Source organism: Comamonas sp. 14P8.1.4, from assembly GCF_057799285.1.
This window is the reverse complement of record NZ_JBYOKN010000006.1, coordinates 73,407-87,575: the sequence shown is the minus strand read 5'-3', so window position 1 is coordinate 87,575 and position 14,169 is coordinate 73,407. Positions and strand designations below refer to the sequence as shown.

Genomic DNA, 14,169 nt, shown 5'->3' with positions numbered 1-14,169 from the left:
CGCACCTCCGGAGCGCGGCAGAAATCAGAAGAAGTGCGGGCGGAGACATGGCGGCTGGCTGGCCATGCATTCACCACCTAAATAGCCTCTAGCCCTTACAGCACCTGCGTTAGAAGCTCTGCTTTTTAGCACCAAGGTACGAATGGATCGTCGTGCCTTGGCACCACGCAGCGGGGGCTACGGCTTAAAGTCCAAGCCGTTTTGCACCGCTTCACGCATGCGCTGGTCGCGTTCAGACAGGGGGTCGGACTTGGGTTGACGGTCTTGCAGCGGGGCATCGCTGTGTGCAGGCAGCGCGGGCACCTCGGCCCGCTCTATCTGCCCCTTGGGCAAGTACGAAGGCTGGGCCATGGCATACACCAGCCACAGCGCCACCGTCAGCACGGCCAGCCACCATGTGCGCCAGTACCAGGCGGCACCCAGGCCCACCGCCAGCAGCGCCATGGGCAACAGGTTCAGCAGTAACACCATCACTTGCCCAGGCTCACCATGGGTACGGCATCGCCCAGGGTGGTGACGGGCAGCTTGCCATCCCACTTCTCAATCCAGGCACGCTCGTTTTCCAGCTTGCGCAACTGCAGCACGCGCGAATCCACCGACGCCGCCAGCGTGGCTTGCGCCAGGGCTTCGGTCTCGGCCTTTTCCTTTTCAATCGCCCGCTGCAAGCGCGCTTCGCGCAGCTCGCGCTCCAGGCGCGCGGCAGACACCTGCGTCTGCGCCTCTTCCTGCTGAATGGCTTCGCGGCGCTCGGCGGCGGCTTCTTGCGCCTTGGTGATGATGTCCGGGTACTTCAGGTTGGTGATACCCACGTGGCGCACCGCAAACGGCGTGCGCACCTCAATCGCCTTGCCCAGGCGCGCGCCCAGGTCGGCGTTGATTTTCTCGTTGCTCGATGCAATCTGGCTGATGCTGAACTGGCTCAGGTACTCCCGCACCTCGGCCTGAATGATCTGGCTGGCGTAGGTTTTGTACACCTGCTCGTTCGAGATGATAGAGGTAGCCCCCTGCGTGCTTTCCGGCGAAATGGCGTTGAACAAATCGGCCGTCTTTTGCGGGTTGATGCTCAGTGTGGCGCGCACCGTCACGCCCAGATTGAGTTTGTCCTCCGGAATGAAAATGCCCATGCTCTCCTGGTAGGCCTTGTCGGCCACATCCAGCAGCACCAAGCGATCGCAATACGCCACGCAGGGCGACAGGCGGAATTTGGAGGTGGGAATCAGGTTCTCTTGGTAGCCATCCTTGGTCATGATCTTGCCCACGTGCGCCGGTGGCACCTCTACCCGCTCACCACAGGCGGTCATGGCAACCACCACGCCCATCAGCAACACCACACCCAAGCCCACGCTGCGCTTGACGATTTTCATTCCCTACCCCTCCAAAAATTGTTGTTGTGATTGGCCCGCACGCATGCCCCTTGGCGCGAAGCACAGGCCTTATTGCTCAAGCCCTGCCTGCATTCACCCACATGCCGTATGCACGGCAACGGCGCGGATTGCAGCCTGAGCTGTTTATAACCGACGGAGGGTAAGCGGCTATGCGGTTCGTCGCAGGCGCTGTAGATAACGCTTTTTGTTACGTTTTAAGCATCAGATAGGCGGCTAGCGCTGATGTGGCCAGCACAGGTTGCTATCTATCTTTTGAACCCTGCTCTACAACCGGCTGCGGCACAGACCCTAGCGCAGCATCAGCACGCCTTTGCGCAAGCCGCACAGTTCGCCTGTGATCAGAGCAAGCAAGGCTTCGCGTTCAGCCTCGCTCACATCGGCAGGCAATGCTGAATCCACCACCGTTTGCACATCCGCCAGCGACTACAGCCCCACGGCACGCACGATGTCTTTGATGAGAGAGCAGTACATCAAGCGCAGCGGATTAGGCTCCGCCAAGTTTTGGCGCAAAGCCACATATTCCTGCTTGCTGCGCTCGTAGGCGCAGATGAACAGATCGTGCAGCAGCTCTACGTAGGCCAGGTCATAAATGCCAAGCGTCAAGGGCGATGTGTCTTAAGTATGCAATTTTTGAGTACTTAGGCAGTATTTTTTAATTTTTCAATTATTATAAGAAAAGTGTAAATTAGATTAATAGAAATTAATTAGCAGAGGGAAATATGAAGGTTACTTCTTTTGAGTTTGCATATATAAAATCATATAAGTCTTTGAAATTCGATTTCAATAAAACGAACACATTAATCGGTCAGAATGATCACGGGAAATCCTCCATATTAAAAGCTATAGACATAGTTTTAAACAAACTAAATCCTTCTACAGTAGATGACTGCTTATTGCATCCTGATTTGGCAGAACTTTTATTACCCATCTTCAAAGTAGATGGTAAAGCCAGACGCATAATAATAAATTACACATCAAACAAAAGCAAAAAAAGCATCTATATTACATTTAGAACAGATCTAACATACAACATAACAGAAGAAGTTTCAAAAGGAGCAAAAACAACACCAGAATCCATAAAAAAATTCAATCAAATAAAAGAAAAAAATAAATTTATTCTAATACCTGCAATCAGAGATACTAACTCAGACAAATTTCAAGAATTATTTTCACGACTTCTAAAAGATCATGGCCTTTCAAAAATAATTCCTCAAAAAGTCGGTGGCACTCCAAAAGAATATAGGGCACTTAAATCTATACGAGAACAAATTTCTACGACAATCAGCCCGTAAATCAACGCATCACTCTTGCCACAAATAGAAAGCCATTTTGGTTTTGAAACGCAACATAAGCTTGCATTGAAATTTGATGTTGATGTAAAAGGGGTTGGAGAATGGATTCTTGAAAATCTAAGATTAGGCTTTTCACTTGAAGACGGCTCTGCAACAATAGGACTCTCTGAAGCTGGAACAGGTGTTCAAAGTGGTGTTTTGCTGGCACTCAATCGACTTGAGCAAAGCAGCCAAGAATATCCAGATATTCAATTTCTTTTAGCAATTGAAGAGCCAGAGGCATTCTTACACCCCCAAAAACAAAAAGAACTTTTACAGAATATTAAGTCAATTTCCAGCGAAAATCTTAAAATAATCATTACAACCCATAGCCCATACATAATTTCCGAAACGCCATTCTCTACATTGGGCTTGGTAAAGAAAGATGGCAACGTATCCTCCTTGCATATACCAATCATAAAAGATATTAATGAGGAGGAAATGTTTAATGCATATAGCAATGAAGTAAATAGTCAATTATTTTTTGCAGAGAAAGTTGTTTTCGTTGAGGGAGAATCAGATATTCGAGTTTTAAAAACACTACTATTAAAAAAGCTTGGTAGTGCTGCTCATAAGATATCAATTATATCCTCTTCAGGAAATAAAAATTTTTCTCCATTCTTAAATATGGTGAAATCGCTTGGAAGTGCAAAAATAAAACACCTAGTCATTACAGATTTTGACTCTTTAACCAAAGAATCAGATCGTGCAATTATTACAGGCGCCAAAGCTGCAGGTTTTACAATTCCCAATGAAACTCAGTTGCACACAATAATTGACAATGCTCTTGATAAAAGTGAAGAGGATTTCAGATTAGCTGCGGATGCGGCTGAAATATCCTTAAAAACGTCTGGATTAAATGTCTTTATATTTACATCTGATCTTGAGTATGCAATATTAAATGAATCAAACAAGGATTTAGTTACCGGCATCCTTAACTCAATTTCCAACAATAATCCAGACTACAGCAATGGATACTCCTTAGACAACTTAAGAAGAAATATTGGAAGCAAGACAGTACCATTAAATCCGATGGATAAATCAAAATTCAAAAAACCATTCATTCATAAAAAAATTGCAGAAACTATAGATTTTGCAACAGCCAGTGATGACATAAAAAAAATATTAGATTTAATTGAAAAATTATAAAAAATGACACATTTAGCTCCAAGCGCTTAGAAAAAACTATGTACTAATCGTTTCCCTTAAGCGGTGTACAGGAGAGGCATATCGATACAAGACAATGCGCGCGCAAGCGTCGCGCATGGCTTGGTGGAGGTCCTTCATCTTTCCGGCGGCTGTTTGAGCAGAGTGACGAAGGAACGCCGCGAGTTCCGCCGGACAGCCGTCGGCAGACGCGCTTTTTTTGGTACTTTGTTGTCGCGCACAACAAAGTACCTCGCCTGCCGGGGCGAAACCCGGCCTCCACCCTCAAAACAACCAAAAATATAATTAAGAGCCAAATCCCCCTCTAGCCCTTATCGAGCAAGCGCTACCAGCTATCAAAACCAAAAATTCAAGTAATAAAAAAGCAACCCAAAGGTTGCTTTTTTGCTTTGCAGCACTTTCTCAGAAAGTGCGCTTACTTCCGTGCCGGAGGCACATCCGTACAAGACCCATGCGCCACTTCCGCCGCCATGCCGATGGACTCGCCCAGCGTGGGGTGTGGGTGGATGGTCTTGCCAATGTCCACCGTGTCCGCACCCATTTCGATGGCCAGGGCAATCTCACCAATCATGTCGCCCGCGTGTGTGCCGACCATACCGCCGCCCAAAATGCGGCCGTGGCCGTGTGCCTCTGGGCTGTCATCAAACAGCAGTTTGGTAAAGCCTTCGTCGCGGCCATTCGCAATGGCGCGGCCGGAGGCGGCCCATGGGAACAAACCCTTCTTGACCTTGATGCCTTGCGCCTTGGCTTGGTCTTCGGTCAGGCCCACCCATGCCACTTCGGGGTCGGTGTAGGCCACCGATGGAATCACGCGGGCGTTGAAGGCGGCGGCTGCCAGCTCCTTGTTGCCTTGCAATTCACCGGCGATGACTTCTGCGGCCACGTGCGCTTCATGCACAGCCTTGTGCGCCAGCATGGGCTGACCCACGATGTCGCCAATGGCAAAGATGTGCGGCACGTTGGTGCGCATTTGAATGTCGACGTCGATAAAGCCACGGTCGGTGACGGCCACGCCAGCAGCCTCGGCGCCAATCTTCTTGCCGTTGGGCGTGCGGCCCACGGCTTGCAAGACCAGGTCGTAGGTTTGCGGCTCGGGCACGGTCACGCCATCTTTGGCTGGCGCAAAACTCACCTTGATGCCTTCGGGCGTTGCTTCGGCAGCCACGGTCTTGGTGTTGACCATGATGTTGTCAAAGCGCGGCGCGTTCATCTTTTGCCAGACCTTGACCAGATCGCGGTCAGCGCCTTGCATCAGGCCGTCCATCATTTCCACCACGTCCAGGCGTGCGCCCAGCGTGCTGTAGACGGTGCCCATTTCGAGGCCAATGATGCCGCCGCCCAAGATCAGCATGCGCTTGGGCACTTCCTTCAGGGCCAAGGCACCGGTGGAATCGACCACGCGCGGGTCTTTGGGCATGAAGGGCAGGTGCACGGCTTGTGAGCCCGCAGCGATGATAGCGTTCTTGAACTGAACGACCTTCTTGCCACCGGTTTGCACTTGCTTGTCGCCTTCGGTCTCAGCCACTTCGATGTGGTGCGAGCCAACAAAGGTGGCCACGCCACGCAGCACGGTGACCTTGCGCATCTTGGCCATTTGGGCGAGGCCGCCGGTCAGCTTGCCGATGACCTTGTCTTTGTGGCCGCGCAAGGTGTCAATCGACACCTCAGGCGCGCCAAACTTGACGCCAGCGACTTCGAGGTGCTTGACTTCGTCCATCACGGCGGCCACGTGCAGCAGCGCCTTCGATGGAATGCAGCCCACGTTCAGGCACACGCCGCCCAGCGTTTTGTAACGCTCAACGATGATGACCTTCAGGCCCAAGTCCGCAGCGCGGAAGGCCGCGGAGTAGCCGCCGGGGCCACCGCCGATGACGACCACGTCGGCTTCCATGTCTACCGTGCCAGCGAAGTTGCTAGCCACAGGTGCAGAAACAGGAGCTGCTGGCGCTTGTGCGGCGGGCGCTGGAGTCGGATTGGGCTGTGATGGCGCTGCGGGTGCAGCAGCAGGTGCGGCCGCTTGCGCAGCGCCCTCTGCCACTTCCAGCGCCATGATGACCGAGCCCATGGCGACTTTGTCGCCGAGCTTGACCTTGACTTCTTTCACCACGCCAGCGTGGCTGGAAGGAATCTCCATGGAAGCCTTGTCAGACTCCACAGTGATGAGCGACTGGTCCACGGTGACGGTGTCACCGGGCTGCACCAGCAGTTCGATCACGCCGACTTCGGCGAAGTCGCCAATGTCGGGCACTTGGATATCGATGATTGCCATGTGCAGCGCTCCTTACAGCAAGATGCGGCGGTAGTCCGCCAGCACAGCGCCCAAGAAGGCGTTAAAGCGGGCAGCGGCTGCGCCGTCGATGACGCGGTGGTCGTACGACAGGCTCAAAGGCAGCATCAGGCGTGGCTGGAAGGCCTTGCCGTCCCACACGGGCTGGATGCTGGACTTGGACAAGCCCAAAATTGCCACTTCCGGTGCATTCACGATAGGGGTGAAATCGGTGCCGCCGATACCGCCCAAGGACGAGATCGAGAAGCAGCCGCCTTGCATGTCGGCCGCGCCCAGCTTGCCGTCGCGGGCCTTTTTGGCCAGCTCGCCCATTTCCTGGCTGATTTGCAGAATGCCCTTTTTGTCAGCGTCCTTGAGCACAGGAACGACCAAGCCGTTCGGGGTGTCAGCGGCAAAGCCGATGTTGAAGTACTGCTTGTAGACCAGGGTGTCGCCATCCAGCGAGGCGTTGAACTCTGGGAATTTCTTCAGCGCAGCGACCACAGCCTTGATGACGAAGGCCAGCATGGTGACTTTGACATCGCTCTTGGCCTTGGCTTGTTCACCGTTGGTGGACACGCGGAAGGCTTCCAGCTCGGTGATATCGGCCAGGTCGTTGTTGGTGACGTGGGGAATCATCACCCAGTTGCGGTGCAGGTTGGCGCCCGAGATCTTCTTGATGCGCGACAGATCCTTGCGTTCCACTGGGCCGAACTTGGCAAAGTCGACCTTGGGCCATGCCAGCACCTCCAGACCACCGACGTTACCGCCGGAGGACTTGGGCGCGGCGGCTTGCTGCGCGAGCGTTTGCACGGCGCCAGCCATCACCGACTTGGTGAAGGCTTGCACGTCGTCTTGCGTGATGCGGCCCTTTTGACCGGAACCCTTCACTTCTGCCAATGGCACACCCAGCTCGCGTGCGAACTTGCGCACGGAAGGCGATGCATGGGGCAGCGCACCCGAAGGCGCGGTGGTGGGGTTGTGTGCGGGCACGGGGGCAGCCACGGCAGTTGCTACAGCCGCTGTAGCTGCTGGCGCAGCAGCGGCGGGCGCTGCAGCCGTATTTGGTGCCGCAGGCGCAGCCACGGGGGCGGATGCTGCGGGGGCCGCAGGGGCTGCGCCCTGCACGCTCATGATTCCGACCACGTCGCCCACGTTCACGGTGTCGCCCAGCTTAATGCTGATGGCGGTGATGGTGCCAGCCGAAGGCGATGGAATTTCCATCGATGCCTTGTCAGACTCCACGGTGAACAGCGATTGTTCGGCGGTCACCACATCGCCCACCTTGACCAGCATTTCAATGACGGCCACGTCCTTGAAGTCACCAATGTCAGGGATGACGATATTCATAGAGCTTGCTGCAGCAGGTGTAGCAGCTTGCACTGGTGCAGCAACGGCTTCAGCCGTATTTTGCGCTGCAACCGGGGCCGCAGCAGGCGCTGCCACCGCAGGGGCAGGGGCAGGGGCAGCTGCCGGTGCGGGTGCAGCGGCGGTGTCTGCGGTTTCAATCACGGCGATCACGGCGCCCTGCGCCACTTTGTCGCCGAGCTTGACGCGCAATTCCTTGAGCACACCTGCGTGGCTGGAAGGAATCTCCATGGAGGCTTTGTCGCTCTCCACGGTGATCAGCGACTGCTCGACCTTGATGGTGTCGCCCACGTTGACCAGCACTTCGATCACGCCGACGCTGTCGAAGTCACCGATGTCGGGCACTTGGATTTCTGTCAATGCCATGTGTATCTCTCCGGTGCTTACGCGTACAGGGGGTTGATCTTGTCGGCCTTGATGCCGTACTTGTTGATCGCTTCAGCCACCTTGGTGACGGGCAGCTTGCCTTCGTCGGCCAGCGCCTTCAAAGCGGCGACCACGATGTAGTGGCGGTCGATCTCGAAGTGCTCGCGCAGCTTGCGGCGGAAGTCCGAGCGGCCAAAGCCGTCGGTGCCTAGCACCTTGAACGTACGGCCCTTGGGGATGAAGGGGCGAATCTGCTCGGCGTAGGCCTTCATGTAGTCGGTCGACGCGATGACGGGGCCTTGGCTGCCTTGCAGCTGCTGCGTGACGAACGGCACCTGGGCAGTTTCCAGCGGGTGCAGCATGTTGTGGCGCTCTGCGTCCTGGCCGTCGCGGGTCAGTTCGTTGAACGATGGGCAGCTCCACACGTCGGCGGCGATTTGCCAGTCTTTTTCCAGCAGCTCTTGCGCAAAGAAGGATTCGCGCAGGATGGTGCCCGAGCCCAGCAGTTGCACGCGGTTGCCCGACTGGGGCACTTTCTGGCCAGGCTTGCTCAGGTACATGCCCTTGATGATTTGCGCTTCCGTGCCTTCGGTCAGACCGGGCATGGGATAGTTTTCATTCAGCAAGGTGATGTAGTAGAAGACGTTTTCCTGGTTCTGCACCATGCGGCGCAGGCCGTCTTGCATGATGACCGCCACTTCGTGCGCGAAGGTGGGGTCATACGAGATGCAGTTGGGCACGGTGTTGGCCAGGATGTGGCTGTGGCCGTCTTCGTGCTGCAGGCCTTCGCCGTTCAGCGTGGTACGGCCCGAGGTGCCGCCCAGCAAGAAGCCGCGCGCCTGCATATCGCCCGCTGCCCATGCCAAGTCGCCAATGCGCTGGAAGCCGAACATCGAGTAGTACACATAGAACGGAATCATGATGCGGTTGGACGTGCTGTAGCTCGTCGCAGCCGCAATCCACGAGGCCATACCGCCGGCTTCGTTGATACCTTCTTGCAGGATCTGGCCGGCCTTGTCTTCGCGGTAGTACATGACCTGGTCTTTGTCGACCGGGGTGTACTGCTGACCGTGCGGGTTGTAGATACCAACTTGGCGGAACAGGCCTTCCATACCGAAGGTACGGGCTTCGTCCACCAGGATAGGCACCACGCGAGGGCCGATGTTCTTGTCACGCAGCAACTGCGTGAGGAAACGTACATAGGCTTGGGTGGTGGAGATTTCACGCCCTTCGGGTGTGGGCTCCAGCACGGCCTTGAAAGTGTCCAGCGACGGCGCAGTGAAGGCTTCATCGGCCTTCACACGGCGGTGCGGCAGGTAGCCGCCCAGGGCCTTGCGGCGCTCGTGCAGGTACTTCATTTCCGGCGTGTCATCGGCGGGCTTGAAGAAAGGAATGTCCGCGATCTGGCTGTCGGGGATTGGAATGTTGAAGCGGTCGCGGAAGGCCTTGATGTCTTCGTCGCTCAGCTTCTTGGTCTGGTGCACGGTGTTCTTGCCTTCACCGATCTTGCCCATGCCAAAGCCCTTGACGGTCTTGACCAGCAGCACGGTAGGCTGACCCTTGGTGGTATTGGCTGCATGGAAGGCCGCGTAGACCTTCTGTGCATCGTGGCCACCACGGCGCAGGTTCCAGATTTCGTCGTCGGACATGTGTTCGACCATCTTCAGCGCGCGGGGGTCGCGGCCAAAGAAGTTCTTGCGCACGAACGCACCATCGTTGGCCTTGAAAGCCTGATAGTCGCCGTCGTTGCACTCCATCATGATCTTCTTGAGCACGCCGTCCTTGTCCTTGGCCAGCAGCTCGTCCCAGCCCTTGCCCCAGATCAGCTTGATGACGTTCCAGCCCGAGCCACGGAATTCACCTTCCAGCTCTTGGATGATCTTGCCGTTGCCGCGCACCGGGCCGTCCAGGCGCTGCAAGTTGCAGTTGATGACGAAGACCAGGTTGTCGAGGTTCTCACGCGCGGCCAAGCCGATCGCGCCCAGCGATTCCACTTCGTCCATTTCACCGTCGCCGCAGAACACCCAAACCTTGCGGTTTTCGGTGTTGGCAATGCCGCGTGCGTGCAGGTACTTCAGGAAACGTGCCTGGTAGATGGCCATCAGTGGGCCCAGGCCCATGGACACCGTGGGGAACTGCCAGAACTCAGGCATCAGCTTGGGGTGCGGGTAGCTGGACAGGCCCTTGCCGTCCACTTCCTGGCGGAAGTTCAGCAGTTGCTCTTCAGAGATACGGCCTTCCAGGTACGCGCGGGCATAGATGCCGGGCGAGACGTGGCCCTGGATGTACAGGCAGTCACCACCGTGGTTTTCGTTTTCAGCGTGCCAGAAATGGTTGAAGCCCGCTGCAAACATATTGGCCAGCGAGGCGAACGAACCAATGTGACCGCCCAGGTCGCCACCTTCTGGTGGGTGATGACGGTTGGCCTTGACGACCATGGCCATGGCGTTCCAGCGCATGTAGGCGCGCAGACGGCCTTCCAGCTCCAAGTTACCGGGGCACTTGGCTTCTTGCGAAGTCTCGATGGTGTTCACATAGCCGGTGTTGGCCGAGAAAGGCAAGTCCACGCTGTTTTGGCGGGCATGCTCCAGCACTTCTTCGATCAGCTGGTGCGCGTATTCGGCACCTTGGCGGTCGATGACGGCGCTCAGTGCGTCCATCCACTCGCGGGATTCTTGGGGGTCGAGGCTGGGCTTTGCGTGAACGCCGGCCTGAGGGTCGGTCTGAGCTGTCATGGTTGTCTCCTGTTCAAGAGGCTGCAGGTACGCGGTCGGCAACGGGCAAGAAGCACACAGATCAGTTCATCAGAGAAGGGGGCTTCAAAGCCTGCGCTTTATCAGCGTGCCACACCTTGATGGAGAGACAAATATGCCCATTACGGCGACCATTTCGACGTGAAGTTTCGCATATTTTTTTGATATTTCAAATTATGCAGACTGATTGCGTATTATGAAAAATTGCTGCAACTGCACATCTTTTGCAAGATGCCCAATGCGGCAGTTTGTGTGCGCGCGCAGACAGGGAATCCCCCTACACTGCGGGTATGGATCAACCGCACAAAAAGAACACCGAGACAAGCGCACCCTCCCCCTTCCCTGGGGCTGACCCCACCCGGTGGTGGCGCATGTGGTGGCGCAGCCTGTCGCCCACCAAACAAGACCGCCTGGCCGCATTTGCCCCTCTGGTTTCCGTGGCCCTGTTCATGGCTGCAATCATTGTGGCTTTCTGGTACTTGCGCGCGGAAGAAGTCGACCGCGACCAGCAAGCCCTCAAGCGCGATGTGGAATATGCGCAGCAGCGCATGCGCCTGCGCCTGCTGGAGCGCCAGGAACAGGTCATGCGCATTGCCCGCGATCTGGCCTATGGCGACATTGGCACGGCCGAGTTCGTCAACCGCGCCGAAGTGCTGGTGACGCAATACCCTGAGATGCAGATGCTGACCTGGATTGACCGGGACGGACGCATCATCACCAGCTATGCCGCGCCCACCGTGCCCAGCGAGCAGCTGCGCATGCCCAGTGAAAAGCTGCAAAACGATGCTGCTGCGCAAAGCTTTCAGCTGGTCAAAGACACGGGCCAGCCCATTTACACCCAGCCGCGCGTGCTGGTGGGCTACCCGCCGCCGCTGCTGCAGTTTCACACCCCCGTGGTGGGTACCAGCAGCTTTGGCGGCACGGTCATGGCCGAGTTCTCCATTGACAGCCTGATGCGCTACGCCACGCCCAGCGACTTGCTCGCGCATTACGCCGTGACCATGCTGGACGGCCATGGCGCCCTGATTGCAGGCGTGCCGCTGGCGCCGCCCGCCAAATCCAGCGCCTGGAACCCGCTGCCACAGGCGCAGGACACGCAATACCAGGTGCCCGTCACCCCGGTGGGCAACTCGCTGTTGCTGAAAGTGCAGACATACCGCACCTCACTGAGCATGGTGGGCAATGGCATGTTCTGGCTGGTGGCCGCCTTGAGCCTGCTGACCGCCTGGCTGCTGATGGGCACCTGGCGGCACACCCGCAAGCGCCTGCGTGCCCAGGAAGCGCTGATGGCGGAGACCAATTTTCGCCGCGCCATGGAAAACTCCGTGCTCACCGGCATGCGCGCACTGGATATGCAGGGCCGCATCACCTATGTGAACGCCGCGTTCTGCCAGATGACGGGCTGGAGTGAGCAAGAGCTGATCGGCCAGACCCCGCCCTACTCGTATTGGGCGGAAAGCGATTACGACTATCTGCACAAAAAGCTCAAGGACGAACTCAGTGGTCGCTCGGTACAGGGCGGCTTCCAGGTGCGGGTGCGCCGCAAGAACGGCAGCATGTTTGATGCGCGCCTGTACATCTCACCGCTGATTGATGCACGCGGGCACCAGACGGGCTGGATGTCGTCCATGACGGACATCACCGAGTCCAAGCGCATTCGCGACCAGCTTGCAGCATCCCATGACCGTTTCACCATTGTGCTGGAAGCGCTGGATGCTTCTGTTTCCGTAGCACCACTGGGCAGTGCCGAGCTGTTGTTTGCCAACAAGCTGTACCGCCAGTGGTTTGGCTCACAGACCACCGGCCACCTGCAACTGGTGCAGCAAGCAGGCCTGCCGGCCGAGCGCAGCGAAACCGTTGATGACGAAGATGGCCTGATGGGCCTGCCCACGGACACGCTGACGGATGCCTCCAGCAACAACGCCGAAATCTATGTGGGTGAACTGGGCAAGTGGCTGGAAGTGCGCTCGCGCTACCTCAGCTGGGTCGACGGGCGACTGGCGCAGATGGTGATTGCCACCGACATCACCCAGCGCCGTCTGGCGGAAGAGCAAGCCGCTCGTCAGACCGAACAGGCCCACTCGGCCAGCCGCCTGATCACCATGGGCGAGATGGCCTCCAGCGTGGCACACGAGCTGAACCAGCCGTTGACGGCCATCAGCAACTACAGCAGCGGCATGCTCACGCGCCTGGAAAACGGCTCGCTGACCGAAGACCAGATGAAGTTTGCTCTGGAGAAAACGGCCCACCAGGCCCAGCGTGCCGGGCAGATCATTCAGCGCATTCGCTCCTTTGTGAAGCGCAGCGAACCCAACCGCACCCTCTCCCAGGTGGAAACCATGGTGGACGAAGCGCTGGAGCTGGCCAACATCGAGATGCGCCGGCGCAACGTGCGGCTGACGCATTTCGTCGCCCAGCGCATACCGCCTGTCATGGCCGATGCCATTTTGATTGAGCAGGTGCTGATCAACCTGATCAAGAACGCCGGGGAGTCCATCGACCAGGCGCAGCGCCCACCAGCACAGCGCTCGGTCGAGCTGCGCGTGCGCCCGCAAGCCATGGATGGCCTGCCCGGCGTGGAATTTGCCGTGCAAGACACCGGCAATGGCTTGCCCCCCGAGGTGCAGGAGCGCTTGTTTGAAGCCTTCTTTTCCACTAAAAACGAAGGCATGGGCATTGGCTTGAACCTGTGCCGCTCCATTGTCGAGTCGCATCACGGACGGATGTCCGCTGAGAACCTCTACAATGGTTCTGAGGTGGTGGGCTGTCGGTTTTCCTTTTGGTTACCGCTGGCTGCCGCCCAGGAAAAGGGAGACAACCTTTCTTCGGCAATGAATCCAAATACAAGGAAACCTGCATGAGCTTGACACCCAAAAAAGGCACGGTCTACGTGGTTGATGACGACGAGGCCGTTCGTGACTCGCTGCAATGGCTGCTGGAGGGCAAAGATTACCGCGTGCGCTGCTTTGACTCGGCCGAGTCTTTCCTCTCGCGCTATGACCACCGCGAAGTGGCTTGCCTGATTGCCGACATCCGCATGGGTGGCATGACGGGCCTGGAGCTGCAAGACAAGCTGCTGGAGCGCAAGTCGCCCCTGCCGATCGTCTTCATCACCGGCCACGGCGATGTGCCCATGGCCGTCAACACCATGAAAAAAGGCGCGCTGGACTTCATCCAGAAGCCCTTCAACGAAGAAGACCTGCTCAACGTGGTGGAGCGCATGCTGGACCACGCCCGCGAAGCCTTTGCCGGCCACCAGCAGGCCGCCAGCCGCGAGGCGCTGCTGTCCAAGCTCACCGGCCGTGAGTCGCAGGTGCTCGAGCGCATCGTCGCCGGTCGCCTGAACAAGCAGATCGCTGACGACCTGGGCATCAGCATCAAGACGGTGGAGGCCCACCGTGCCAACATCATGGAAAAGCTGGGCGCCAACACGGTAGCCGACTTGCTCAAGATTGCTTTGGGCTCCAACGCTGCGAACGCCAAAGTCCCGGCATAAACTCTAGGGGTTTCCCCAGGACTGCCAGCCACCTGGA

General features: G+C 57.0%; 10 protein-coding genes. 4 read left to right on the top strand and 6 right to left on the bottom strand.

What is annotated here, in order from left to right; translation table 11 throughout:
* Positions 1 to 177: 177 nt before the first annotated feature.
* The 3 genes from AC27VO_RS11485 to AC27VO_RS11475 form a co-directional block, all read right to left on the bottom strand.
* A complete protein-coding gene (locus AC27VO_RS11485) occupies positions 178 to 471 on the bottom strand; it encodes a hypothetical protein (protein ID WP_488666890.1) in 294 nt (97 codons plus the stop codon).
* On the bottom strand, positions 471 to 1,364 hold the full coding sequence (locus tag AC27VO_RS11480) for an SPFH domain-containing protein (RefSeq protein WP_488666848.1): 894 nt from the start codon (positions 1,362 to 1,364) through the stop codon (positions 471 to 473). Before AC27VO_RS11480 ends, AC27VO_RS11485 begins: the two co-directional genes overlap by 1 nt.
* A gap of 444 nt (positions 1,365 to 1,808) precedes the next feature.
* Entirely contained in the window at positions 1,809 to 1,988 is a 180-nt protein-coding gene (locus AC27VO_RS11475) for a hypothetical protein (RefSeq protein ID WP_488666847.1), read from the bottom strand.
* Positions 1,989 to 2,104: 116 nt separating this feature from the next.
* Between AC27VO_RS11475 and AC27VO_RS11470 the strand changes: the two genes are divergently transcribed.
* Positions 2,105 to 2,677 carry an AAA family ATPase gene (locus AC27VO_RS11470; RefSeq protein WP_488666846.1) on the top strand — a complete coding sequence of 191 codons (573 nt, stop codon included), beginning with the start codon at positions 2,105 to 2,107 and terminating at the stop codon, positions 2,675 to 2,677.
* A 15-nt stretch (positions 2,678 to 2,692) separates the two neighbouring features.
* Positions 2,693 to 3,865, top strand: a complete 1,173-nt coding sequence (locus AC27VO_RS11465; protein ID WP_488666845.1) for an ATP-dependent nuclease — start codon at positions 2,693 to 2,695, stop codon at positions 3,863 to 3,865.
* 433 nt (positions 3,866 to 4,298) lie between these two features.
* Here the strand turns inward: AC27VO_RS11465 and lpdA are convergent, their stop codons facing one another.
* The 3 genes from lpdA to aceE are packed head-to-tail and all read right to left on the bottom strand — an operon-like array spanning position 4,299 to position 10,618.
* Positions 4,299 to 6,152 (bottom strand): dihydrolipoyl dehydrogenase, encoded by a 1,854-nt coding sequence (lpdA, locus tag AC27VO_RS11460; protein WP_488666844.1) that lies wholly within the window; start codon positions 6,150 to 6,152, stop codon positions 4,299 to 4,301.
* A gap of 12 nt (positions 6,153 to 6,164) precedes the next feature.
* Positions 6,165 to 7,883: a dihydrolipoyllysine-residue acetyltransferase gene (gene aceF, locus AC27VO_RS11455; protein ID WP_488666843.1), complete on the bottom strand. Its 1,719-nt coding sequence runs from the start codon at positions 7,881 to 7,883 to the stop codon at positions 6,165 to 6,167.
* A gap of 17 nt (positions 7,884 to 7,900) precedes the next feature.
* The gene (gene aceE, locus AC27VO_RS11450; RefSeq protein WP_488666842.1) at positions 7,901 to 10,618 is read right to left on the bottom strand and encodes a pyruvate dehydrogenase (acetyl-transferring), homodimeric type; all 2,718 of its coding nucleotides are present in this window, start codon (positions 10,616 to 10,618) and stop codon (positions 7,901 to 7,903) included.
* A gap of 308 nt (positions 10,619 to 10,926) precedes the next feature.
* On the opposite strand from aceE, the gene AC27VO_RS11445 reads away from it, so the two are divergent.
* Together AC27VO_RS11445 and AC27VO_RS11440 are read left to right on the top strand one after the other, a co-directional pair.
* The gene (locus AC27VO_RS11445; protein WP_488666841.1) at positions 10,927 to 13,497 is read left to right on the top strand and encodes a PAS domain S-box protein; all 2,571 of its coding nucleotides are present in this window, start codon (positions 10,927 to 10,929) and stop codon (positions 13,495 to 13,497) included.
* Entirely contained in the window at positions 13,494 to 14,132 is a 639-nt protein-coding gene (locus AC27VO_RS11440) for a response regulator transcription factor (RefSeq protein ID WP_488666840.1), read from the top strand. The genes AC27VO_RS11445 and AC27VO_RS11440 overlap by 4 nt, the downstream gene beginning before the upstream one ends.
* Positions 14,133 to 14,169 lie beyond the last annotated feature (37 nt).